19 protein-coding genes and 3 pseudogenes are annotated in these 22,926 nt (G+C 70.0%); 13 read left to right on the top strand and 9 right to left on the bottom strand.

Annotated features, from left to right (window positions below):
* The first annotated feature begins 58 nt into the window (after window positions 1-58).
* Both AC3IX6_RS38935 and AC3IX6_RS38940 read left to right on the top strand, forming a co-directional pair.
* Window positions 59-1,062, top strand: a pseudogene (locus tag AC3IX6_RS38935) (IS5 family transposase).
* A 586-nt stretch (window positions 1,063-1,648) separates the two neighbouring features.
* Window positions 1,649-1,852, top strand: coding sequence for a hypothetical protein (locus AC3IX6_RS38940; protein ID WP_489368024.1), 204 nt, complete (start codon window positions 1,649-1,651; stop codon window positions 1,850-1,852).
* A 318-nt stretch (window positions 1,853-2,170) separates the two neighbouring features.
* Here AC3IX6_RS38940 and AC3IX6_RS38945 read toward each other — a convergent pair whose 3' ends face one another.
* Together AC3IX6_RS38945 and AC3IX6_RS38950 are read right to left on the bottom strand one after the other, a co-directional pair.
* A complete protein-coding gene (locus AC3IX6_RS38945) occupies window positions 2,171-2,320 on the bottom strand; it encodes a hypothetical protein (RefSeq protein WP_489368025.1) in 150 nt (49 codons plus the stop codon).
* A gap of 114 nt (window positions 2,321-2,434) precedes the next feature.
* Window positions 2,435-2,536: pseudogene (locus AC3IX6_RS38950) on the bottom strand (YidB family protein); the annotation flags it as partial.
* A 669-nt stretch (window positions 2,537-3,205) separates the two neighbouring features.
* Here AC3IX6_RS38950 and AC3IX6_RS38955 point away from each other — a divergent pair.
* From AC3IX6_RS38955 to AC3IX6_RS38965, 3 genes are all read left to right on the top strand, one after another.
* On the top strand, window positions 3,206-3,607 hold the full coding sequence (locus AC3IX6_RS38955) for a DUF4279 domain-containing protein (protein ID WP_489368026.1): 402 nt from the start codon (window positions 3,206-3,208) through the stop codon (window positions 3,605-3,607).
* A gap of 54 nt (window positions 3,608-3,661) precedes the next feature.
* Window positions 3,662-4,576, top strand: a complete 915-nt coding sequence (locus AC3IX6_RS38960; protein WP_489363493.1) for an IS982 family transposase — start codon at window positions 3,662-3,664, stop codon at window positions 4,574-4,576.
* A gap of 112 nt (window positions 4,577-4,688) precedes the next feature.
* Window positions 4,689-5,519 (top strand): CYTH domain-containing protein, encoded by an 831-nt coding sequence (locus AC3IX6_RS38965; RefSeq protein ID WP_489368027.1) that lies wholly within the window; start codon window positions 4,689-4,691, stop codon window positions 5,517-5,519.
* A gap of 133 nt (window positions 5,520-5,652) precedes the next feature.
* Here AC3IX6_RS38965 and AC3IX6_RS38970 read toward each other — a convergent pair whose 3' ends face one another.
* On the bottom strand, window positions 5,653-6,360 hold the full coding sequence (locus AC3IX6_RS38970; protein WP_489368028.1) for a hypothetical protein: 708 nt from the start codon (window positions 6,358-6,360) through the stop codon (window positions 5,653-5,655).
* A gap of 234 nt (window positions 6,361-6,594) precedes the next feature.
* Window positions 6,595-7,953 carry an aminotransferase-like domain-containing protein gene (locus tag AC3IX6_RS38975; protein WP_489368029.1) on the bottom strand — a complete coding sequence of 453 codons (1,359 nt, stop codon included), beginning with the start codon at window positions 7,951-7,953 and terminating at the stop codon, window positions 6,595-6,597.
* Window positions 7,954-8,000: 47 nt separating this feature from the next.
* On the opposite strand from AC3IX6_RS38975, the gene AC3IX6_RS38980 reads away from it, so the two are divergent.
* The 4 genes from AC3IX6_RS38980 (at window position 8,001) to AC3IX6_RS38995 (ending at window position 11,284) form a co-directional block, all read left to right on the top strand.
* On the top strand, window positions 8,001-8,939 hold the full coding sequence (locus tag AC3IX6_RS38980) for a serine hydrolase domain-containing protein (RefSeq protein ID WP_489368030.1): 939 nt from the start codon (window positions 8,001-8,003) through the stop codon (window positions 8,937-8,939).
* Complete coding sequence (locus AC3IX6_RS38985; protein WP_489368031.1) at window positions 8,936-10,123, top strand: aminopeptidase; 1,188 nt, start codon at window positions 8,936-8,938, stop codon at window positions 10,121-10,123. The genes AC3IX6_RS38980 and AC3IX6_RS38985 overlap by 4 nt, the downstream gene beginning before the upstream one ends.
* Window positions 10,114-10,572: a hypothetical protein gene (locus tag AC3IX6_RS38990; RefSeq protein WP_489368032.1), complete on the top strand. Its 459-nt coding sequence runs from the start codon at window positions 10,114-10,116 to the stop codon at window positions 10,570-10,572. Before AC3IX6_RS38985 ends, AC3IX6_RS38990 begins: the two co-directional genes overlap by 10 nt.
* Window positions 10,573-10,870: 298 nt before the next feature.
* Window positions 10,871-11,284: a hypothetical protein gene (locus tag AC3IX6_RS38995; RefSeq protein ID WP_489368033.1), complete on the top strand. Its 414-nt coding sequence runs from the start codon at window positions 10,871-10,873 to the stop codon at window positions 11,282-11,284.
* Here the strand turns inward: AC3IX6_RS38995 and AC3IX6_RS39000 are convergent.
* A complete protein-coding gene (locus AC3IX6_RS39000; protein WP_489368034.1) occupies window positions 11,226-11,753 on the bottom strand; it encodes a winged helix-turn-helix transcriptional regulator in 528 nt (175 codons plus the stop codon). The two genes, AC3IX6_RS38995 and AC3IX6_RS39000, sit on opposite strands and share 59 nt — an antisense overlap.
* A gap of 100 nt (window positions 11,754-11,853) precedes the next feature.
* Here AC3IX6_RS39000 and AC3IX6_RS39005 point away from each other — a divergent pair, with 100 nt between their 5' ends.
* A complete protein-coding gene (locus tag AC3IX6_RS39005) occupies window positions 11,854-13,251 on the top strand; it encodes an MFS transporter (protein WP_489368035.1) in 1,398 nt (465 codons plus the stop codon).
* A gap of 327 nt (window positions 13,252-13,578) precedes the next feature.
* On the opposite strand, the gene AC3IX6_RS39010 is transcribed toward AC3IX6_RS39005, so the two are convergent.
* Window positions 13,579-14,247, bottom strand: coding sequence for a class E sortase (locus tag AC3IX6_RS39010; RefSeq protein ID WP_489368036.1), 669 nt, complete (start codon window positions 14,245-14,247; stop codon window positions 13,579-13,581).
* A 217-nt stretch (window positions 14,248-14,464) separates the two neighbouring features.
* Window positions 14,465-15,097 (bottom strand): sortase domain-containing protein, encoded by a 633-nt coding sequence (locus tag AC3IX6_RS39015; RefSeq protein ID WP_489368037.1) that lies wholly within the window; start codon window positions 15,095-15,097, stop codon window positions 14,465-14,467.
* Window positions 15,098-17,382: 2,285 nt separating this feature from the next.
* Here AC3IX6_RS39015 and AC3IX6_RS39020 point away from each other — a divergent pair.
* Window positions 17,383-17,988 carry a dihydrofolate reductase family protein gene (locus AC3IX6_RS39020; protein WP_489368038.1) on the top strand — a complete coding sequence of 202 codons (606 nt, stop codon included), beginning with the start codon at window positions 17,383-17,385 and terminating at the stop codon, window positions 17,986-17,988.
* Window position 17,989: 1 nt separating this feature from the next.
* On the opposite strand, the gene AC3IX6_RS39025 is transcribed toward AC3IX6_RS39020, so the two are convergent.
* The gene (locus AC3IX6_RS39025; RefSeq protein WP_489368039.1) at window positions 17,990-19,561 is read right to left on the bottom strand and encodes an alpha/beta fold hydrolase; all 1,572 of its coding nucleotides are present in this window, start codon (window positions 19,559-19,561) and stop codon (window positions 17,990-17,992) included.
* Between the two features lie 165 nt (window positions 19,562-19,726).
* On the opposite strand from AC3IX6_RS39025, the pseudogene AC3IX6_RS39030 reads away from it, so the two are divergent.
* Together AC3IX6_RS39030 and AC3IX6_RS39035 are read left to right on the top strand one after the other, a co-directional pair.
* Window positions 19,727-20,172, top strand: a pseudogene (locus tag AC3IX6_RS39030) (WapI family immunity protein).
* 413 nt (window positions 20,173-20,585) lie between these two features.
* Window positions 20,586-20,834 carry a hypothetical protein gene (locus AC3IX6_RS39035; protein ID WP_489368040.1) on the top strand — a complete coding sequence of 83 codons (249 nt, stop codon included), beginning with the start codon at window positions 20,586-20,588 and terminating at the stop codon, window positions 20,832-20,834.
* Between the two features lie 145 nt (window positions 20,835-20,979).
* Here AC3IX6_RS39035 and AC3IX6_RS39040 read toward each other — a convergent pair whose 3' ends face one another.
* Window positions 20,980-22,704 carry an FG-GAP repeat domain-containing protein gene (locus tag AC3IX6_RS39040; protein ID WP_489368041.1) on the bottom strand — a complete coding sequence of 575 codons (1,725 nt, stop codon included), beginning with the start codon at window positions 22,702-22,704 and terminating at the stop codon, window positions 20,980-20,982.
* Between the last annotated feature and the right edge of the window lie 222 nt (window positions 22,705-22,926).

The raw sequence follows: 22,926 nt of genomic DNA on the forward strand, positions 1-22,926 counted from the left end.
GTGATCGGTTTGTCGGATCCGCCTTCGCTGTGAGGGCGGATCCGGTAGTCCGGTACACATGACACGTGATCAACTGACGGACGACGAGTGGGGGTTCGTCGAGCCGTATCTGCCGGTCGGTGAGTACGGCCCGTATCCAGAGCGGCTGCGGCAACAGTTCGAGGGCGTGATCTGGAAGTTCCGCTCGGGAGCGCAGTGGCGGGAGATGCCGGGCCGATTCGGCGCCTGGTCTACCGTGCACAACAGGTTCAGGCAGTGGCGGGACGCCGGAGTTTTCGAGGCGCTGCTGGAGGGGCTGATCGCCGAGGCGGCCGGGCGGAGCAGGGTGGATATGTCGCTGGTCAGCGTTGACTCCACGACGGTCCGTGCCCATCACGACGCGGCCGGAATGCGTCTGGAGGAGGACGTTTTGGACGCTCTGGAAAAGGCCGCCTTCGAGGCGGAGGCGGCCCGGCAAAAGGGGGCGGCGCGACGGAACAAGACGGACACGGCGACGTCGCTGATCCCGGCCGGCCCGAACGGCGGCGCGTCCGGCGACGGCGCAAGCTCCGCTTGAAAGCTGCTTTGCTCGGGCGCTCACGAGGCGGACAGACCAGCAAGATTCACCTGGCTGCCGACCGCAGGTGTCGGCCCCTGGCCCTGATCCTGACCGCAGGGCAGGCCGCGGACAGCCCGCAGTTCATCCCCGTGCTCAACAAAGTGCGGGTCCGCGGGCCCGTTGGTCGTCCCCGCACCCGGCCCGGCGCAGTCGCCGCAGATAAGGCCTACTCGTCCTGCGGCAACCGCGCCTACCTGCGCAAACGCCGCATCAAGGCAGTCGTACCGGAGAAGAAGGACCAGGCCGCCAACCGGAAGAACAAAGGCCGCAGGGGCGGCCGGCCACTCACCCACGACGCCGACCTTTACAAGGAGCGGAACACCGTCGAGCGCCTGATCAACAAGCTGAAGGCCTGGCGAGGCATCGCCACTCGATACGACAAAACACCCGAGAGCTACCTCGCCGGCCTCCACCTGCGCGCCTCAATGATCTGGATCAAGGACCTCACCCGGACCGGCCCTTGATCACGACCGAATACGCGCCCTAGACCACTTGGCCCGGTGGCGGCCTGTGGGCGGGCCGTGCCGGTCGCTGGCCGTGCCGGCGCGGTCCACGAACCCGGCGACTACACCGGGGCTTCCCGCTACACGGTGACGCTGTCTTCGAGGCTGGGCGCGGCCCGAACGGAGGTGCCTCGCCTCGCCGCCCTGAACAACGACGCTCGGCGGCCGTCGGCTGGCAGCTGGTCGGGTTCCGGCCTTTGTGTGCGGGTTTCGGTCATGGAGCGTTGCACAGCCTGGTTGTTGATCGTTTGGCGGGGTGTTGTCGTGCGTGTGGTGAGAGCGGACCGGCTTTCGGCGCGCGGCTGCATGAGGGGAACGTGTTGATGTCTGCTCGCGAATTGTGGATGGCTGTGGTGCTGGTGGCGGGTGCGCTGGCTCCGGCGGCGTTAGGGTCCTGCGTGGCGAGCCGGGTCTGGTCCACCCGGACAAGGACGGCGCGTTCGAGGCGACGTTCACGCCGTGCGGTCTGACCACGCACGGGTCGACGGAGTCGGACTTCACCTGCACGAAGCAGGACGTCAAGGACCGGCGCTGCGAGGAGTACCAGGTGGGTGATGTTCGCCAGGAGGGCGGCCGCTGGTTCAGCCGGGTCGTCAAGGTCGTCGCGATGGATGAGAAGCCGTCCCCGGCGGAGGACCCGAACGGCACCCCGGACGGCACGGGCGGGGGACCGGATGTCGGCTCGGACATGCCGGTGCAGACCTACCTGACGGAGGTTTCCTGGCCGCTGAAGGTCACCGGCAAGAAGTAGCTACCGTCCCGGACCGGGACGGACTTCGCGACCCCAGGGCCCGGCCCCCCGGTCCGGATTGTCAGCAGGCCCAGCGGCGCCGTCGGCTGTACGTCGACGGTGCCGTCCTCGCACCGCACCGTGCAGACGGGCCAGGAGTCGCCCCCGGTGCCCAGCCGCGCTGTCCGGCCCCCGGCGGCGGCCCCGGCAGTTGTGGGGCCGGAGCCGAGGGCCTCCCGGGCGGCCGGGCGCCGCCTAGGGGGGTGAACCTGCGCTTAGCGGCTCTGCGCTCCACCGGCGTCGCCGAGTGGAGCGCACAGGGCCGGCGCGTTGTCCGGATCAAAGGCCGCTGATCGGCTTGCTCGCATCGACGTTGAAGTTGATGCCGCCGGCGGCTGCTTGGCCGGCCGAGATGACGAACTCGAAGTCTCCGAGCAGGTCGACGTTGACGCCTGCTACTTCGACGGGGCTGAGGCCGAGCTGGATCACGCTCTTTTGCGGGGTGGCGTCGCTGCCGGGGGCCAGGCTCCGTACCGTGAACGGGGTGGCCCGCTCGAAGCTCTCGGTGGCTGCGGTGATCCGTGCGGGGTCGTCGGTGAGGGTGCCGTCCGGGGTGGCCGCGTCGATGAAGGTCGGCAGTGCCTCTGCCAGCTGGTCCGCGACGGTCTCGGCGTCACTGCCGGTCTTTGCCGCGAAGGCCTCCAGCTGTTCCGAGCCGGCCTACTCAAGAAGGTCGTGGCCGGTGACCGGTTCGTTCGCGCCGGTCGATACCCAGGACTGCGCCGCTTCGGCCAGTGCCATGGGGGAGTTCCTTTCGGAAGACGTATGCGTGATGATCCCAGCAGGCACCGCGCTTGACGCCAGGATCCGGGATTGCGATGTACCGGGTTGGCGTCGGTGGGGTGCTGACAGTGACGAGCTGTCAGGCAAGCATGTCTGCTGGTCGTGTGACCAGGAGCCCCGTTCGTCACTGACAGGGGGGTGGTGTTCGGGGTGGCTGTCACTGTCACGGGGCGGTACGCCTCCAGGGCCTGGCTGTCTGTCATAGGATCGGTACTTCCTATCCATGGGATCGCAGCCTGGACCAGCCGGCGCACGCCGGGAGCGTGGAACGTGCCGTTGTCACGCGCGGTGCCCCTGTGCGTTCCGTGCGCCCCCTGCGCCCCCTGCGCACAGGATCGTGCTGCCTGTGTGCAGGAGGCTTGTTAGGGACGGAAGTCGTGGGCGTCGCGGGGAGGCCCGCGACAAGCGTGTTGCGCACTACGACATCTACATGGACAAGAGGACCAAGTGCCTCTTCCTGATGCCGAACGATCAGAAATCCTACATTCCTACCCTGCTGCACGAGAGCGGCGAGTATTGGAGTTGCTGACAATGGACTACAAGCGGTCAGCGATCCTTCATGTCGAATCCGATGACCTGTCCGTGGAGGAAATCTCGGAGATCGTTGGACGCGACCCGGATCGATTTCGTCGAAAAGGCGACCCGACGTCAATCCCAGGGCGCACCCTCGAGGTCAACATCTGGGAAATGAGAGAGGACGTCGTCCGGGAGGAGTACATCGAACTGGCCTTGGAGCGGCTGTGGCCGAGGATCTTTCCCCTGGAGAGCGGTCTGGTCGAAGTGGCGCGGAAGGGAAGCTTCATCCGGCTCTCTCTCGTCCAATGGATATCCACGGGCGACGTGCACGGGCCCGGTTTCGGGATCGGCGTCGACGAGTTGCGCTTCCTCGCCGCCATCGGCGCGCCGGTTGACGTGGACCAGTACGTCCACTAGATGATTGATTCCAAGGGGTAGCCGTACGGACGCGAGGGTGCCCAATCTCAGTTTGTGACGACCGAGATAGACACCCTCGCAACTGCACTGTACGTGCGGGTCGATGACCTTTTGAAGGCTTCGCCGCATCTTGCTCCGTGGCGCCCGCGGGTCGGCCTGGAGCCGAAGCTCAGCGATGCGGAACTGGTCACCCTCGCGGTGATGCAGGCCCTGCTGGGCTTCGTCTCCGAGGCCCGTTGGCTGCGCCACGCCCACGCTCACCTGCGGCACCTCTTCCCGTACCTGCCCCAGCAGCCAGGCTGGAACAAGCGCCTGCGACGGGCGTCGGGCCTGGTCAGGCAGGTCCTGCGTGAGCTGGCCACCGACACCGCCCTGTGGACCGATGACGTGTGGATCGTGGACTCCACACCCGTGGAGTGCGGACGCTCCCGCGAGACCTCGAAACGCTCCGACCTGGCCGGATGGGCCGAGTACGGCTACTGCTCCAGCCACTCACGGTTCTTCTGGGGCCTGCGCCTGCACCTGGTCTGCACTCCGCACGGCCTGCCCATCGCCTTCGCGCTGACCGGAGCGAAGGCCGTCGAACGCGAAGTGCTGCTGGACATCTTCCACGTCGACCCGGGCCTGCTCGCAAACCGGCCACCACCGACGCTGCTGGCGGACAGGAACTACTACGGCCGTGCCTTCGAGAGGGACCTCGCCGACCTGGGCGTCCGGCTGCTGAGGCCGGCCCGCAAGGGTGAACCCGAGCGGGCCGGAGCCGAGCTGTTCAAGCCACTGCGCCAGCTGATCGAGTCGGTCAACCAGACCCTCAAGGGACAACTCGACCTCGAACGGCACGGCGGCCGCACGCCCGCCGGGGTCACCGTGCGCGTCCTACAGCGACTCCTCGCCCTAACCGCCGCGATCTGGCACAACCACAAGACCGGTGGACCAGTCATCCGATCACTGACCGCCTACGACCACTAAGGCCTTGGAATCAATCATCTAGTCCGAACCGCTGGACGTGCGCCCGGGTGGGGTCGGTGGTGTTGGGGACGTGCGTAGCCGCTCGCCGAGTGTGATCGAGTCGCCCAGCGGCATGACCGACAGCCTGCTGCTACCGGTCACGCCGTCGCTGGCGTGGATCAGGGTGAACCGGCTACCGCCCCGCCCCGCCCTGGCGACGGTGCTCGCGGCGGACGCTCCGGACGTGCGGTTCGTCGGTTCGATGCAGGGCGCGGACGGCACCCGGCTCGAGGGCCGCTCCGGTTGGCGCATCGACAAGATCTCGGCGAACGTCGAGCACTGGATGGAGCAGGGCAAGCCCAACCTGGTGCTTCACATCGGCACCAACGGCATGAACCGTGACCACGAGGTGGCCACCGCGCCTCCAGCCCGGGTCCCGGACCGCGAAGCCCTGGTGGAGCTGCTCGACAAGCTCGCCGAAGGCGGTCCGGAGGTTTACAGGGACACCTGCTACGACCCGGCAGACCGGATGCTCGAAGCCCGGGACGCCGAGCTCCGGGTACGCACCGTGGAGAGCGCGGACGGCACGGCGCGCACGGTCCTGACCTACAAGAGTGCCGCCGTGGACACCGCCTCCGGCTCGAAGCCGGAGCACGAGACCGCGGTGACCGATCCGGACGCGGTGCACGCCGTGGTGCACGGGCTGGGCTACGAGCCGGTGATCGCGTTCTCGAAGTATTGCCTGAACTACGCAGTCACCGTCCGGGGCCGGCGGATGCTCGCCACGGTGGTTCAGGTCCCGGAGATCGACGGCACGTTCGTGGAGGCCGAGACGATGACCGACGCCGAAGGCCTGACCGGCGCGCTCGCGGACGTCCGCGCTTTCCTGGCAGGCCTCGGCGTCGGTGAAGGGGACCTGACCCGCGAGCTGTACACGGACGCGGTACGGGCCCGCCGGGGGTAGCCGCTCGTCCCGCCCCGGCGGGCACGCGCAGCGCCAGTTATTCCCTCGCAGTGAAGGTTGAGTGTTCTCATCGAAGCCTGAGTGCCTGTGACCTGGCGGCCTCGGTCGACGGGCAGTTCCCACCCGCTATGCGTCAGAGGCCTTGCGCGCTCTCGCGGGGGTCGGTGGTCGTGATCCGTTCAACGAAGCGCCGCACCTGTTCTTCGACGGGCTCCTGCAGGGACACCGGCATCACAAACCAGCGGAACACCCCGCCCGGACCGAACCCATCAGTCATGAAGTGCATGATCACTTTAGGTGAATCTCCGCGCTCACTGACACTGATGCCGTGCGGGAACCGCTCGCAGTTCCACCGCTCACACCAGCCGGAGGCAGTGATCCGGTCGGCCAGCAGTCGTGCTGCAGCATCGACTGGCTCCTCCCAGCGGTGGTCCGCCACGACCCTGGCCAGTTCGGCGTCGTACTGCGCGGCGTCGAAGTGGATCTCGGGCGGGACCGGGACCCGGTTGTCGTTGGTGTTCTCCCAGTCTGTCCACTCGACGAGATCGCCAAAGCGTTGGATGGTGACGAACACTCCTCCGCAGCAGCCGGTGTCGCAGTCGTTGTTCGACAGTTCGACACGGCGAGGCTCGTCGTCGGCCCACAGCGGCCACGTCTCGGGCGAACCGAACCACCTCTCCTGGTAGCAACTCGAATCGCCATCCGGGTGGCTCTCCTGCAACACGTCACGGCCATCGATCAACGGACGTATACCCGCCCCCTTCTTCATCGCCTTCGGATGCGGAAGGTCAGGCAGAAGGGTTAGGACGCTCACCGGCGCAAAGCTTTCCATGTTCCCCATCTTCGCGGATCCCCGCGAGATCCTGGCCGCTCCTGATGATTCCCCGCCCCACTGAGCTGAGAAGCTATGTTGGGTCCGTACATGACAAGTTGAGTTTCCGCGCAGCTCAGGGACTAGTCGTTTCGGTCTCGTCCAGCAGGAAAGGGCGATCCGGGAACCGGACGGATGCGGCAACAACTGCCCCAACACGCCTGAACCGCGCACCCGGAGACTGCCCAGCTCAGCCCTGCGACATCACAAGACCTCCGGCAGAGCCGAGTTGCGCGAACGTCCACACGCGCGGAGCAGGTCGGCGATCCGGTGGAGTCCACGGGAGAGTTCGGAGCGGGAGTTCGGTGCGCCCAGGCCGATGCGGAAGCCGGGCCGCACACCGCCGAAGTCACCGCCCGGTGCCACGGCCACGCCACCGGCACGCGCCCGCGCCGCCACGTCCGCCCCTTCCCACTCCTCGCCTAGGTCCACCCAGGCGTGCGCGCCGCCCACCCCGCAGCGGCGGGCCGCTGGGAGCAGTTCCCGTACCAGGTCGAGACGGACGGCGGACTCGGCGCGACGGCCCTCGACGAGCCTGGCCACCAGACCGCCCACCAGCCAGCGGTGCACCAGGTCCACGACGGGGGAGGCCGGGGTCCAGGCACTGGCCCGGGCGGCCGAGGCCATGCGGTCGGCGAGTGGGGGAGGGCAACTCAGGAAGGCGAGCCGCAGGCCAGGGGCGACCGCCTTGCTCGTGCTGGCCAGGTATACGCAGTGGTCCGGGGCGAGGGTGCTGACCGGGGCGGGCGCGGCCTCGGCCAGGGGGCCGAAGGGATCGTCCTCGACAAGTGTGAGCTGTCCGGCCCGTACGACCTGGGCGAGCTCGGCCCGCCGCCCGGCGGACAGCGTGACGCCCGTCGGGTTGTGGAGGGTGGCCGAGGTGACCACGACGCCGGCCCCCGCGGCGGCGAGCGCGTCGGGCCGCATCCCGTCCTCGTCGTGCGCCACGGGCACCAGGCGCAGACTGAGCAGCCGGGCGGCGGCCCGCACTCCGGGGTTGGCCAGCGCGTCGACGGCGATCTTGTCGCCCGGGCGGGTCAGCACGCTGAGGGCGGTGAACAGCGCGTGCTGGCCGCCGGAGGCCGCGATGACCCGGTGACCGGGTACGCGCAGTCCGAACGCATCCAGGTAGTCGGCGCCGAGAACATCCGGGTCACGGCCGAGCCCCGTGCCGAGCAGGGTCGAGAGCTGACCGTGGGTCCACACGCCGCCGAGCTCCTTGAGCAGTGCCGAAGGCGGAGGAGCGGCCCAGTTCCCGGACAAGTCCACCACCCCGGCACCGCTGCCGGACTCCGCACCGAAGGCCGCAGCGCCGCGGCTGGTCCGCACGAAGGTGCCGCGGCCCGCCTCACCGCTGGTCAGGCCGCGTCGGCGGAGCTCGGAGTACGCGCGCGAGACGGTACCGGGCGTGACGCCGAGCCGGTGCGCGACCGCGCGCACGGTCGGCAGGCGCCAGCCGTCCGGCAGCCGGCCCGCCTCGATGTCGCGGGCGATGCCTTCGGAGAGCCGCAGGTAGAGAGGGCCGCTGCCGGGTGCGGGACGGGGCCGCCATGTTGTGTCCATACAAGAGACGATTGTACCGGGACTTGTTTCGATCTACCGTCTCTCACATGGGAAGACTCGTAGAACTGCTCGAGGATGAAATCCGTCGGGCAGGCATACCCGGCGCGGCCCTGGTGGGCTGGAAGGACGGCCGGGTCCTGACCGCGGCAGCCGGGGTCACCAGCGTCGAGCAGCCGTCGGCGGTCACCGTCGACACGCCGTTCCGGATCGGCTCGACCACCAAGCCGCTCACCACCGCGGCCGTGTTGGCCGCCGGGCCCGGGCTCGACGATCCGCTGCCCTGGGGGATGACCCTGCGTCAGCTCCTCAGCCACACGGGCGGCATGCCCGCCGACCCGATCACGCCCGGCAACCTGTACGGTCCCACCGACCCGGAGGCCCTGGCCCGCTGGGCCCGCGGGCTGCCGCTCCCCGACGAAGGCGCCGCTCACGGGGGCGGGCAGCGGCCCTGGCTGTACAGCAATCCCGGAATCGCCCTCGCCGCGCACGTCACCGAGCAGACCGCCGGGGTACCCATGGCCGACCTCGTCGAGCGACACGTACTGCGGCCGCTCGGCATGACGCACACCTCCTGGCGACTCCGTGATGCCCTCACCTGGACTCCCGCCCAGTGCCATGCGGGCAGCCCGGCAGCCGTCGTCCGTCCGGCCTTCGAGCACGGGGTCTACGCCGCGGCCGGATTCGCGTACAGCAGTGCCACCGACCTCGCCCGGTTCCTGCGCCACGTCCCCGGGCAGATGAAGGTGCGGCACGCCGACACCGAGGGCGAGGAACTCGACGGCTACGGCCTGGGGCTGTACGTCGGCAGCCGGCGAGGCATCGCGCGCCACGGCCACCCCGGCGGGATCCACGGGTCGGGCTGTCAGCTCCAGGCCACCGACGACGGCCGCGCCGGAGTGGCGCTGGTCCACAACCTGCAGCCGGCCGGCGGCTGGTCCTTCGCCGCCGAGGCGCTCGACGTCCTCCTGGAAGGGGACTTCCGATGACCGCTCCGCCTGCCAGCCGGACGTCCGTCCCCGCAGCCAGCCCGCCAGCCCCGGACCCACGTACGGGCCGGCTGGCCCGGACGCTCCTCGACCACTCGCTCGGCGTGCGGTCCGGCGAGGTCGTCCTCATCCGTTCCACCGGGCCGGCGGGCGAGCCGCTCGTCCGTGAGTTGTACGCCCAGTGCCTGACCCGGGGCGCCCTGCCCTCCGTCTACATCCACCTCGCGGACGAGGACGACCTCGTCCTCGACGCCACCGGGGATCCACTCCTGCACCGCCGAGCCGACCCGATGCTCGTCCACCTCTACGACACTGCCGACGCCGTCATCCGCATCGAGGCCGAGGACAATCCCTTCGCCCTGCGCGCCCGCCCGCCCGCCGAGCAGGAAGCGCGCCAGGAGTCGCGGTTCACCCTCATCCACCAGCAGCTGCGCCGACTCGCCGCCGGGACCCTGCGGCGCTGCACCACTCACTTTCCGACCAACGGCTACGCCCTGCAGGCCGGTATGTCGGCCGACGCGTACACGGACCTGGTGCACCGCGTCATGCTCACCGACACCGAGGATCCGGTCCAGGCCTGGCGTCGCGTACGGGAGCGGCAGCAGCTCATAGCGGACCGGCTGGCGGGCACGGGAGACCTCCATGTGCTCGGTCACGACGTCGATCTGCGGATGTCGCTGCGCGGACGCCCCGTCGACAACTCCTGCGGCCTGCAGAACCTCCCCGACGGCGAACTGTGCCTGGCCCCGCTGGAGGACAGCGTCCGGGGCCGTGTCCGGGCCTGCGGGCCCGCGTACCTCCACGACACGGAAGTCCGGGATCTGGAGCTGTGGTTCGAGGGCGGTCGTGTGGTCCGCTGGGAGTGCTCTTCCGGCGCGGAGCAGGTTGCCGCGGCGCTGGCCGTCGACGATGCCGCCGGGCGGATCGGGGAGATCGGCTTCGGCCTCAATGACCGGGCCGGTCGGCTGGTCGGCTACTCCCTCCTCGACACCAAGGCGGCAGGCCGCATGTCCGTCTCCCTGGGCCAGGGCCACACCCCGACCGGCAGCGCCAACCACTCACCGGTCCACTGGACGTTCCCGGTGGACCTGCGGTCGGGCAGCACGGTCACGGCCGACGGCGAGCGCGTACTGCTCGACGGACTGCCCGAGGCGGGCCACTGGGAGGCAGAGCCATGGAGATGATCTTCCGGAAACTTCCGGGCAACCACCATGACGTCGAGGTGCGCGGTCGCCGGGGGCCGGACATCCGACTGGCGGTCCGGCCCACCGGCCCGACCATCCCCCACGACCTCGTGCACGCGGCCGTCGAGCACGCGCTCGCCATCGACGACGGCTTCTGGGGCGCCACCGCGCAGGGCGCCACCTTCGAAGGATTCGAACCCGTCGAGCCGACCCGCCACCGCCGATCGGGGATGAAGGTTCTGCAACGCAAGGGCGATGCGGTGATGCGCGCCGAACTCGCCGTCAACTGGGCCTACCGGGTCTGGTCAGGGCAGCGCACCGAAGGCAGGGGGCTGGGCACGAGCCCGCTCGACGACCGGCAGATCGCCCTTGCCTCGGCCGCGCTCGAGGTGGCGGCGGAACGCTGGTCCCAGGTGGCGGAGGGGGATTTCCTCACCTGGCATTGGTGAGGGCCAGCGACCGGATGCCGTCGCTCACCACCCGTTCGACGGCCCACGGCTCCTCGGCGGTCGTAGAAGGCCGACAAGGCCAGATGTAGGAACGCTCGCCTGGCTGGCTGGCTGGCTGGCTGGCTGGCTGCCTGGCTGAGTGCGGTGGAGGCGGCAGGCGCGCCGAGTCCGTCGGGCGGGCGCAAGCCGTGACCCGGTACCGTCCGGGCGGTCAGCCCGGTAGCACCGCGTACGCCGCCCTGCCCGGACCGGCCGGCCCGCTAACCTTCGGCCCGCGACCTCGAGGAGCACCGCTCTGATGACGGAGGGCATCCACCGGTGGGCGGACGTGCTGCGCGCCACGATGCCCGAAGGGATGGTCCGCGACGCGATGCTCGCCTCCCCGGCCTGGCCCGACAGGGCCGCCGCCATGGACCGCCTGGCCGGTCAGGGCGCGAACGTGACCCGCCTCCTCGCCGACGTGCACAAGGCGGGGGTCGGCACCGGCCAGGCGGTAGCCGCCGTCCTTGCCACCGCTCCACCGGCAGCCAACGCCGGCACCCCCGCCGCCCACCGCGGCGAAGGCACCTGCACCCGGGCCCGCTCCGGCCGCGGCGCCCGCGCTGCCTGTCCGGCCGGTCGAGGCGCCCCTTTGCCCGTGATCGCCGCTGCGTTCAGGAGCCTTCGATCGGTCCGGCCCGATCCCATCCGGGCACGCGCACGTCGATCGTGAGACTTCCCGCCCCGACCTCCTCGCCGCAGGTCCGGCACGTCGACGTCAGATCGAGGTCGTGCTCGGCGTCGTGTTCGGATTCGGCGCTGCCGCGGTGCCGGAAGGCGACCGGCGGAGTGTCCACCGCCCAGCGATCACCCCAGGACAGCAGTGCGCGCATCACCGGTGCGAGATCGCGGCCGGCTTCCGTGAGGTGGTACTCGAAGCGCAATGGGCGCTCGCTGTAGGGACGGCGCTCGACCACGGCCGCCTCTTCCAGCGCGCGGAGTCTGGCGGCGAGGCGGTCGCGGGGGGCACCGGTGTTGCGGACCATCTGGTCGAAGCGCCGGTTGCCGTAGAAGATTTCGCGGATCGCCAGGAGGGCCCAGCGTTCGCCGACGAGCTGCAGTGCGGCGGCCACGGAACACGGCCGACCGGGCGCCTCGGGGTGCGGAACCGAGCTCTCGCCCTGCTTCTTGATCGCGGTCATGTCCCCATCCTCTCCCGAGTCCGTTGTGTTTTCAAACCCGTGGGGCTAGCCTCCGGCCATGATAGTTGGAATTTCAAACTTACAACGGGCGTCCCGAGCCGTGTTCGCAACGGTCACGGCCGCGGTCTTCATGTCGAACCTCGACCTCTTCATCGTCAACGTGGCCCTTCCGGAAATAGGCCGCTCGTTCGGCGGCAGCGGTCTCGGCTCCCTCTCCTGGGTCCTCAACGGCTACGCGATCGTCTTCGCGGCGCTCCTCGTGGTCGCCGGCCGAGTCGCCGACCGCTCCGGCCACAAACCCGTCTTCCTGACCGGCTTGGCGGTGTTCACCCTCGCTTCGGTCGGCTGCGCCCTCGCTCCCAACGTCGGGACGCTGGTCGCGGCCCGGCTCGTGCAGGCTGCCGGCGCCGCGCTGCTGATGCCGACGTCGCTCGCACTGCTGCTCGACACCACGGCGCCCGAGAAGCGTGCCGGCGCCGTGCGGGCCTGGGCGTCGATCGGAGGGATCGCCGCCGGACTCGGGCCGGTGGCCGGCGGGTTCCTGGCCGAGGCCGGATGGCATTGGGTGTTCATCGTCAACGTGTCAGTGGGGATCGCCGCGTTCGCGCTCGGTGTCAAGGTGCTGCCGTCGTCCGGGCACGCTGGGGTGCAGAAGACTCCGCTGCCCGACCTCTTCGGCGCCGCCCTTCTCACCGGATCGATCGCCACGCTCGCGCTCGGGCTGGTCAAGGCTCCCGACTGGGGATGGACGAGCGTCGGCACCCTCGGCGGTCTGGCTGCCGCGGTGCTGCTCGGCGTCTGGTTCGTCCTGCGCTCGGCCCGCCACCCCGTGCCGATCGTCGAGCTGCCGCTGCTCCGAGTCCCGGCGTTCGGATCCGCCGCGGCCGCACTGACGCTGTTCACCATCGCGTTCGCCGGAATGCTGCTCGGCTCCGTGCTGTGGTGCCAGGGCGTCTGGGGCTACTCGGCTCTGCGCACGGGCTTGGCCATCGCGCCGGGCCCCTTGCTGGTGCCGCCGGTCGCGTTGCGGATCGGGCCCGCTGTCGCCAGATTCGGTGCGGGCCGCATCGCGCTGGCGGGGACCGTCCTGTTCGCGGCCGGCATCCTGTGGTGGGCCGCAACGCTCGACACCGGCTCGGCCTACGCGGCCTCGCTCCTGCCCGGCATGATGCTGACCGGCCTCGGCGTCGGCATGACGCTCCCGGTCCTGACCGGGGTGTCGGCGACTGCCCTGCCGCCGGAGCGCTTCGCCACCGGCTCGGCCATCACCTCGATGGGCCGCCAGGTCGGCGCGGTCCTCGGCGTCGCGATCCTGGTCGGCATCCTCGGCACCCCGGCCCCCGGACAAGCTGTCGTCGCGTTCCAGCACGGCTGGTACGCGGTCGCCGCGGCGTCCCTGCTCGCGGCGTGCGCGACGGTCCCGCTCGTCCGCAAGCCGCGAGCGGCCGCCCCCAGGGTGGCCGACGTAGCAGAAGCCGCGAAGGCCGGCCCCGCCTGAGAAGCGAGTCCCGTCCGTCGATGGACGCGAGACTCGCACACCGAAGGGCTCTCAAGGGGCGCTCCGAGGAGTGCGGCACTCTGAGGAATCGGGCGTGGCTGGTCATCTCGCCGCTGACGTAGCCGAGGTCGTGGGCGAGCTTCAGCGCGACGGCGTCGCTGTCGAGCTGCTCCGCGAGCCCTTGGACACGTCGCTGCGCGGTGGCGCCACCTGCTTGCAGGCGCTGGAGGTGACCGCCGCCGGTTGTCGTGCTGATCTGGCCCGTGCAGGCGCTGACCCTGCTCCGGGCGTAGGTGTCTGGGCTCGGCTTGTCCCAAGAGGGGGCTACTACCCGGCAGGCGGGGCTGCGGTCGTCTTGCGGAGAGTGCCTATCTTGTCGATGCGGTGCTCGGGATTGCCCTGGGCATCGCTCCAGAAGTTGCCTTCGGCATGGTCTTCCGGGGTGGCGCAGGTCGAGATCGTGATCATGGCTTGGGTCGGGGCCACACCCGGCTTTCCGGGAACCGCGGCGCGCTGCTCGCTGAGCGAGCGTTCCGACCGGAAGGACGTCTTGCGGCTCGCGATGATCTCGTACGTGTACACGACATCGCCCACGGTCACGAGCACAGAGTCGCCCTTCGCCACGGCGGGCAGGTCACGCAGCGGGCCGCCGGCCGACAGGCGGTGCGCGGTGACCAGGAAATTGCCCACCTTGCCGGGCCCGACTCCGCCACGCTTCCCGTGCGGGCTGGCCGCCACTCCCTTGTCCTGGATGCGGGTGCCGGGCGCATCGTCGGTGGTGCCCTCGTACGGCATCACGCGCAGCCCGGTAATGCCCACCGAGGGTATGGACAGGACGGAGGCCTCGGTCCTCACGGAGGCAACCGGTGGCTCGGACGGCCGCGCGGCGGTGGCGGCCGGGGCCGCAGCTGGTGCCGCTGCCGTCGTAGGCGGTGCGGGAGCCGCCGCGCCGGCGGCAGCCTGAGTGGTCCTGCAAGCCGCCATCAGGACGACCATGGCGCCAGCTGCCGCGGCGGATGCGGCTCGGGACGGGAAATGCAGGGGCATGGGCGATTCCGTACTGGTCGGCGGCGTCGTCGTGCAGGGGCGAGAGCCGGTTTGCCCGCCAGAGTGACATACGGAGCAAGAGGTTCATAAGGGCCGGACCTGTGACCTTCGCCCTCCCGTGGACGGTGACGGGGCGCGGTGCGGGCGGGGCAGGACGTGGTGACGGTCAGGACGTGGTTGCTGTGAGGACGCCGATCTTGTCGATGCGGTGTTCGGGGTTGTTCTGCGCGTCCCGCCAGTGATTGCCTGCCGCATCGTCCTCGGGCGTGAGGCAGGTGGTCACGGTGATCATCGCGCGGGTAGGGGCGGCGCCGGGGAAGCCGGGGACAGCGGCGCGCTGCGCGGCCATGGAGGACTGGGAGCGGAAGGAGGTCGTCCGGGTCGTGATGATCGTGTACTCGTACGTCACACCGCGGGAGATCACGACGACGGACGCGCCTGTCGGCAGTGACGGCAGCGCCCGTAGTGGCCCGCCCGCCACGATGCGGTGTCCAGTGACGATGTAGTTGCCCACATCGCCGGGGCCGACGCCACCGGCGGGACCATGCGGGCTGGCAGCCACGCCCTGGTCCTGGATTCGAGTACCCGGCGAGTCGTCGGGGCTTCCGCGGTACGGGACGACGGGCAGCCCGGACACGCCGATGGCCGGAATAGACACCACGGCTGACTGCGGGAGTGCGACTGCGGCCTGCTCGGTCGCCGCCGCGGGCGTGCCGGGCGTCGTCAGCAGGAGGGCGAGGGCGGCACTGGTGAGCACCGCCGGCACGGCATGGGAGGTGAGGAACGCGCGCTGGGACATAGCGGTATCCCTGGTCGGCCGGGCCGCGCGGGGTCGGACAGGCCCGGTTGGCCCTTCCAGGGTCGCATACGGGCCGGGTGCGGCAGGGTGCCTTGCCCGTACGCGGCGCTTCCGGGGTGGGAGGCGGGGCCCGGGTGGCTGTACGCCCGCTGCGGTAGCCGTTCGTGCTCAGTACGGCGGTGCCAGGGCGACGACCCGCAGACCCGTTCGTCGCCAACGCCGACACGAGCGCCCGCTGCACGGTCTCGAAGCCGACGCCGTACTTCCGCATGAGCGCCCGCAGCGACATTCCGGTCCTGGCGTCACGTCGGATCGACGCGTACGGAGAGAGGGTTCCCGTGGTCGCGGGCCCCGCTCCCCGCCCGCCACCGCAGCGGCACCGTCGAAGGCGGGGCCTGCGGCGACGGCGACCCGCACTCCCACGCGGGATCCGGCGGCGCCGTTGGAGGCGGGCGCAGCAGCGACGGTGACCCGCACTTCCGCGCAGGCCTCGCCGGCGACGTCCACCCGTACGACGACAAGACCGGGAGCGGACGGCTCCTCTTCCGTCCGCTCCCCTCCGGTCCGGGAGCGGGTGTCCTTGCGGCTGAGGAGACTTCTCCGGCACAGACGCACCAGGACAACCAGCGCGTGCACCGCGCTCACGGCGGCCGGGCCATGCCCGAGCCACTCCAAGGACGGCGTCATGGTCAGCGGTTCACCATCTAGTTGGCGGGACGCGGTCGGCGTGAACACGTCCTCACCCCCAGACGAACCCCACAGCGCACTTCTCCCCCCACAGCCCCCCGATTCACCCGGGAGAGTGAACATCACCCCTGACCCGCGCTCCGGCGTAGACCTGAGGCCACAGCGTGCACCGGGGGAGGGATGGCGCCAACGGGCCGTCGCGCTGCGGGGTGTGGCGGACCGCCGGGAGACCGTCGAGGCTGCGACCGTTGCATTGCCGGCGGAGATCGCCGACCTCCTGACGCAGACCGATGAGGCTCTTGGGCGCCTCGTCGACACCTCGCCCGCCGTGGCCCTCAAGGCGGCCCGTCCCGGCTGGAGATCCTCGCGAGGAGCATCGGCTACGACGCGGCCGGCGCCGCGTGGTCGATGGAGAGCGCAGAACTCGGCGGGGCCCTGAGCATCACCGGCGACCAGGCGGAGGCCCTCCCCGGTCGTTACCGGCAGGGGTAGTACGCGGGCCGACCGGCGTTCTTCCCATCCGGGCAGGACTCGCTCGAAGTGATCGCGGGCCATGTCCGGGTCCCCAATGAGGGCGGCTGCGATCCCGGCGTCGAAGCTGTCCCAGAGGAATACCCACCGCACCGGCCTGGACGTCAGGTATCGGGCGACGTTCGGAAGCGCCGGGAACTTCTCCCTCAGCGCGATCACGTTCGCAGCAGCTTGTCGGCCAAGGTCGAGCGCCAGCGGCGTGAACTGGTCCTCGGTGCGGAACAGCTTGGTGCCGGTGCGGGCTGCGTCCACATGGAAGGCCAGGTGGTCCACGTCGTGCCACAGCCGCATCGCTCCGACGTACAGACCGCTGCCAGCCGTCCGCGGTGGGGTGAATTCCACAACCCCGAGCCACCACCCGTGGTCATCAATCCACAGCCGCGACCGCCCTCAGTGGGCTAGTCCGAGCGGCTTCAGGGACTCCCGGGCCGCTGAGTTGATGATCCGGAGGACCGGACTGCGATCTGCCATGTCCGGCATTGCCGACCGTCCCACCGACACCACCATCGGTCGTGGTGGCACACCGTGCACAGGACTGTTCAGCAACACTGAGCGTCACCGCTCCACAGAAGTTGGACCAGAACCGAAAATCCGATTCAGATGCGTTCGCCCAGCGGTCGCTGTGACCGTTCGTCGAACGATTGGCTTCGGGAGCGCCAAACCCTCATCAGGCACCGCCGCGAGCAGAACACGGCGTCCGACCGCCGATCCACCTCGGCCACCCAGGCCGTCCCGCACACGGGACACACCACCCTGCCCGACCCGCTCAACTCCGCCTGCACCCGCCGCCGCAACCGGCGCTCCGCCACGACCTGGCACGACACGCCGTCGAGCAGAACACCGCATCCGACCGAGGCCGGCCCCAGCCGGTCACCGCAACCCCTACAAGCAGGCTCTCCGAGCCGATCGGATCCCTCGGATACTTCCCCAGCCTAGAACCCCACGACCGCCAAAAGCGGGGATATGGATCAGGTACTCATGGGTTTCTCCTTGCTCCACAGCGCAGCCGATGACTTCGTGGCTCCCGGCCAGTCCAAGCTCGTGACACCCCAGGAAAGGACACCGCCATGTCGGAACTTCTCGTCGACTTCATCACCTCCCTCGACGGCTACGCATCGGGAGAGGGATGGCCCGGCTTCTGGGGCCTCGAGGGCCCCGAGTACCTCACATGGCTCGGCGAGCAGCCCGAGGCCACCTACCTGATGGGAGCGAACACCTACCGCCTCATGTCGGGCTTCGCTGCAGGCCAGGTCCCCAAGGGCCAAGACGAGTTCAGGCCCGAAGAAGAAGCGTCCGTCGACGAGCTCACGCAAGCGTCCAAGGTGGTGTTCTCCTCCTCACTCGAGGAGCCACTGACGTGGGCCAACTCCACGCTCGTCCGCGACGACGCCGTCGAGGCGGTCCGAGCCATGAAGTCGAGTGGCTCGGGGCTCCTCAGCACGATCGGCAGCCTCAGCCTGTGCCGGTCCCTGCTGCGAGCCGGACTGGTCGACCGCTTCCGGGTCGTCATGTTCCCGGTGATCACCGGGGCCACGGGCGAAGAACGCATCTACGACGGCTATCCGGACGTTGCCCTCGAGATGATCGAGCACCGCACCTTCGACGGCCGCATCCAGCTGGTCGAGTACAAGCCCCGCGTGCTCGAACAGCCGCCCCTCGGCGTCCCTGCGTGACTTAGTGCGCTCCGGCCTTCCGGGAGCAGGTCTGGTCAGTGGTGGGCAGCTTGCCCGTGGCCAGGTACCGGTTGACCTCGTTGTCGACGCAGGCGTTCTCGTAAAGGCCGTAGACCGCGTGCCGGTTGGCGTCCTTGAGCGTGAGCAGCTTGGAGCTGGGCAGCAGTCCGTGCAGGGCGACGGCCCCCGTGTGCGTGGTGCGGGGGTCTCCGGTGGCGGACACGATCAGCACCTTGGCGTCGCGCTTCACCTCGGTGGGCTCCTCGCGGGGCCGGTCCCAGAAAGCGCACGGACCGATGTTGTTCACCAGCGGACCGAGGCGCGGGTACGCGGCGCGGCTCCGCTCGATGTCGCGCCAGTAGACCTCGGGGTCGCGCGGGGCGGCCACGTCCCCGCAGATGACCGCGGACTGCACGCTGCCGTGGTGGGACTGCTCACCGGTCGTCGCGAGGCGGAGGATTCCGGCGAACTGCGGCGACAGTCGGGTGGGCTGCCCTGCGGCCGCCCGGTTCAGTACGGACACCTGCTCACCGAGGGCCGCCCGGGACGCATCGGTGTCGTTGTCGATGCCGGCGACGAGAACGAACGGGACCAGGGTGTCGTCGAGGTGGAAGGTGTCCGGGCCGGTGCCGACGGTGAGCGGGCGGCGCGCGGACTCTTCGATGAGGCGGTCGATCGTCGCGAGGACCTGGTCGCGGGTGCGGCCGAGGCCGTAGGTGTGATTGCGGAGGGCCGCCCACGCGGCCCAGTCGGCGAGTGCCTGCTCGTTCTCGCCGACCGCCTCCCGCAGCATCCGGGGGCCGAACTTGCGCGGATCGATGGCGCCGTCCAGGACCATGCGGTCGGTGCGGCCCGGGAACATCTGGGTGTAGACGGTGCCCAGGTAGGTGCCGTACGAGTAGCCGAAGTAGGAGATCTTCCGCTCGCGGAGCGCCCCGCGGATGACGTCCATGTCGCGGGCCGTGTTGCGGGTGCTGACGTGCGGCAGCACAGCGGCGTCGGTGGCACGGCACTTGGCGGCCAGGTCCTTCTGGAGGACGACCTGGCGCTCGAAGGCCGCCCGGTCGAGACCGCCCGAGGAAAGACTGGTGCCGACGGGCCAGCCGCAGTCCAGCGGGGTGCTGCGGCCGACGAAGCGCGGGTCGAAACCAACGATGTCGTACCGCGGTCCCGTCTCCTTCATCCAGGCGTGGAACTCCGGCGGGGACTCGAAGGCGGTCCCACCAGGACCGCCGTTGTTGAGCAGGATCGAACCGATGCGGTGGCGGGTGTCGGTGGCTTTCAGCCGGGAAATCGCGACGGTGATCGTACGTCCCCGGGGGGCGGTGTAGTCGAGCGGCACGGTGACGTCCGCGCACTGCACGCCGGCCGCGTCCAGACCACGGCCCATGGTGTCGTCCGGGCCTTCGGCGCAGCTGCCCCAGCCCAGCCGCTGGTTGTAGTAGCGGTCGAGTCCGGAGGCGGACTTCTGCGTGCCGGGGACCGCCGTGGCCGTGGCGGGGGCGACCCCGAGGCAGACAGCGAGGGCGAGGCCCACGGCGGAGGCGCGGCGGATGGCTGAGGCCACGGTCATCACGAGGTCTCCTCGGGGCGGTGGGAGGGGGGCGTCGCGGTCGGGGGTGCCAGTCGTATGTGTCTCACCCGTCAGACGCTAGGCGCAGCACTCGACCCCCTCACTACGGTTGACCTCCCAATTCCCAGGGGGTAACCCCCACCTACGGTCCGCGAGCTCCGCCCGTTGCGGTACCAGTTCTCCGAGGTCCGCGGCGACTCCTACGATGACAACTGGCTGGTCCTCGGCGGCACTGCGACGGCTCCGCAGGGCATCTGGTCTTTCACCGATCCCTGTCTGCTGACCGATGAGGCCCGTGAGGTGTCCGCTTGGCTGCACGCGGTGGCTGCGGGGACGGTTGAGGCGACCGGGCCGGATGTCGACGGCCACCTGTCCCCGGACACGTGGTTCGTCGAGCCGGTCTTGGCCTTCAGCCTCGTCGGTCGAAGTGACGACGGTGCAGTCATTCGCGTGCACCTGTCCTGTCCATGGAGGCGGCACCCCCATGGCAGCAGGGGGAGAAGGGAGCAGACATCTACCAGCACTTCGTGGAGGCTCGGGTAGACACAGCTGCTCTGGTTCACGCAGCTGACCAGTGGGATCTTGCTTTGGCTTCGTTTCCGGCCCGCTGATCGATGTCCTCGAAGCGGACCGTCACACAGCCCAGCAGCGGACGCCGCAACGGCTCGCGTACGGCGCCCACGTACGTACGACAGCTCGACACATGCTTCTGCAGGCTCTACCCCAACTGGTACAGCCACCCGGCAACCCCAGCCCGCCACCCGTACGTCCAGGGCGTGTCCTGTCGATCTGACTGGCTGAGTAAAACCGGGTGCGGCCGGTCGCCGCGATGGTGTGAGATGCGGGACATGACGATCGTTCTGAACGAGCCCGGCGTCGATGGGCTGACCGGGGTCGTGGATGCCCTCCGCGTTTGGCAGGACGACCGCACGCCGCTGCAACTCCATCCGGGAGACCTCGGCTGGGCCTGGGCGCTGGGCGCTTCTCCTACGGCAATCCCGGTAAGGGCGAGCTCTACTCGCCCATGCTGGCGAGCAGCGTCCGCCTGCTCACCCAGGGCGGCCAGCAACTCGGCGGCCTGCCCGCACAACTCCTCGGCGGCCCGGGCATCGCCGACTGCCCGTCCGGCGAAGGCGAGAACACGGTCGCGCCCGGCGGCACCGTGACGCAGTGCACCGTCCACCTGGCGGCCGAAGGCGACCCCCCGGCCGCAGTCGGCTTCAAGAACGCCGACGAAGCCGGCCTCACCGGCTGGCGCACACCCGCCCTCTGACAGCCGCTCAGGTCGGCGGCGCCGCGGGGAGCCCGCGCCGCGCTGCCGAGGTCGGCTTCGTGCTGCCGCTGCGAGGGCGGCCCCTGTGGCCGGTCCAGTGCCGGTCGATACCGGACTGGTCCCGGCCACAGGGGCGGGGTCGTCCTCAGAGAATCCGGTTGTAGGTGTTCCAGCCCGAGCTGACGCGGGTGCGGGAGCCGAACGGGGCGGTCGGGTTGTGGTTGCCCTTGTACAGCCACAGCACGCCCGCGGCGTCGCGGGCGACGAGGTCGGCGCGGTTGTCGCCCGTGACGTCGCCGATGATGCTGAACTGGCTGTAGGCGTTCCAGCCCGAGGTGATGCGGGTGCGGGCGTCGAACGGGTTGGCCGGGTTGTCGTTGCCCTTGTACAGCCACAGCACGCCGGTGGTGTCGCGGGCGAGGAGGTCGGGACGGCCGTCGCCGGTGATGTCGGTGGAGCCGGCGATCTGGGTGTAGGTGTTCCAGCCGCCGCCGACCCGGATGCGGGTGGTGTGGAAGGGGCTGGTCGGGTTGCCGGTGCCCTTGTACAGCCACAGCACGCCTGCGGCGTCGCGGGCGAGGAGGTCGGGCTTGCCGTCGCGGTAGAGGTCACCGGCGCCGATGAGCTGGTTGTAGACGTTCCAGCCATGGCCGACCCGGGTGCGGGGAGCGTACGAACTCGTGCCGGAGAACTGGCGCTGGTACTGCCAGAGCACTCCGTCGGAGTCAAGGCCGACGAGTTCACCGTTCCCTGCCATCGCGGCGGCGGGGGTGCCGGGCGGGAACAGGAGCTGCTCGGTGACCGGGGTCAGCTTGGTGAGCTGGTCGTAGGTGTTCCAGCCGCCGCCGATCGGAATCCTGTCGCTGGACAGCGAGCCCTGCTCGTTCGCGCCGTACAGGAACATCTGGCCGCTGCCGTCGCGGGCGAGGAGGTGGTGGAGTCGCTGGAGCGGCCCGCTGCCCACCTTGAAGGGCGCCGCATCGCGCCGGTAGCCGCCATTGGGCGTGGAGGTGTAGATGCTGCTGGTGCTGTCCACGACGAGCGGCGTCGTGCCGCTGCCCTTGGGCACCGTGACGGTGAACTCGATCCAGTGCTCGCCCGCGGTATAGCGGCAGTCGGCGTTCGTCCAGCGCAGGGTGAGGGCCGGCTCGAGCGTGCAGGACATGCCCTTGCTGGTGCGCAGATTGCTCAGCCGGGCGAGCGAGCCGGATCCCCACTCGGGTGCGCCTGTGCCCGGCAGGTAGACGAGGTTCCGCCAGCCCGCGTCCAGGGCGTGCACGTCGATGCGGTGCACGACAGACTTGCCGGCCGGTACATCGGGTGTGTGGAAGGTGACCGTGTTGCGGGCGGCCCGCTGCAGGGTCTTCACCGTCACCTTGGCCGAGCCGCCGGTCGGGCCGTCGGGGCGGGTGCCGGCGCTCTGCGCCGCCTTGATCCCGGCTTTCAGGTCCCCGCCCTCTGGCACGTAGGCGTAGCCCTGGTAGACCGTCGTCATGTCGACGGTGTCCTTGCCGATGGAGAGGTTGGGAGCGTCCATGTTCGCCACCGAGCAGGCGTAGACGGAGGTCGCCCCTGCGACCTTCTCGCATATGTGGGCCGGCTTGGTGAAGGAGGCGGGCAGTCCGTCGGCCGCCGCTACGGGCCCGTCCAGCGGCTTCGTGGAGAACGCGTAGAGCATCGTGCCGCGCGAGACGCCGAACCCCACCCCGTTCTGCCACAAGGTACCGGGCGCCAGTACTTCGTCCTGGGGATGTCCGGAGATGGGATCGGCAGCAACTGCTGCTGCCGGGCCCGCCATGACACCGAGACCGGCTGCGACGGCGGCCGCGGCGGTGGCTATGGAGACGGCTCTCCGCAGAGTCCTCTTCAATGGGTCCTGACTTTCAAGTGCGAGACCCCCCGCAAACAGCGGGAAGTCGATGGTGAGGCAACGGGTCCGGCAGGCCGCCCAGGGACAGCCGGCCGCACGGTGCCTGGTTCTCAGGGCATGGGAGCGCGAATCGGCACCCCGGCCTCGATGCACGCGGCAGACGCGACGGTGGACAAGAGGCGCCGAGCCGGGAACGACCCGAACTTTGCTACGCCCTTCGCC

The organism is Streptomyces sp. GL_141, assembly GCF_057834385.1.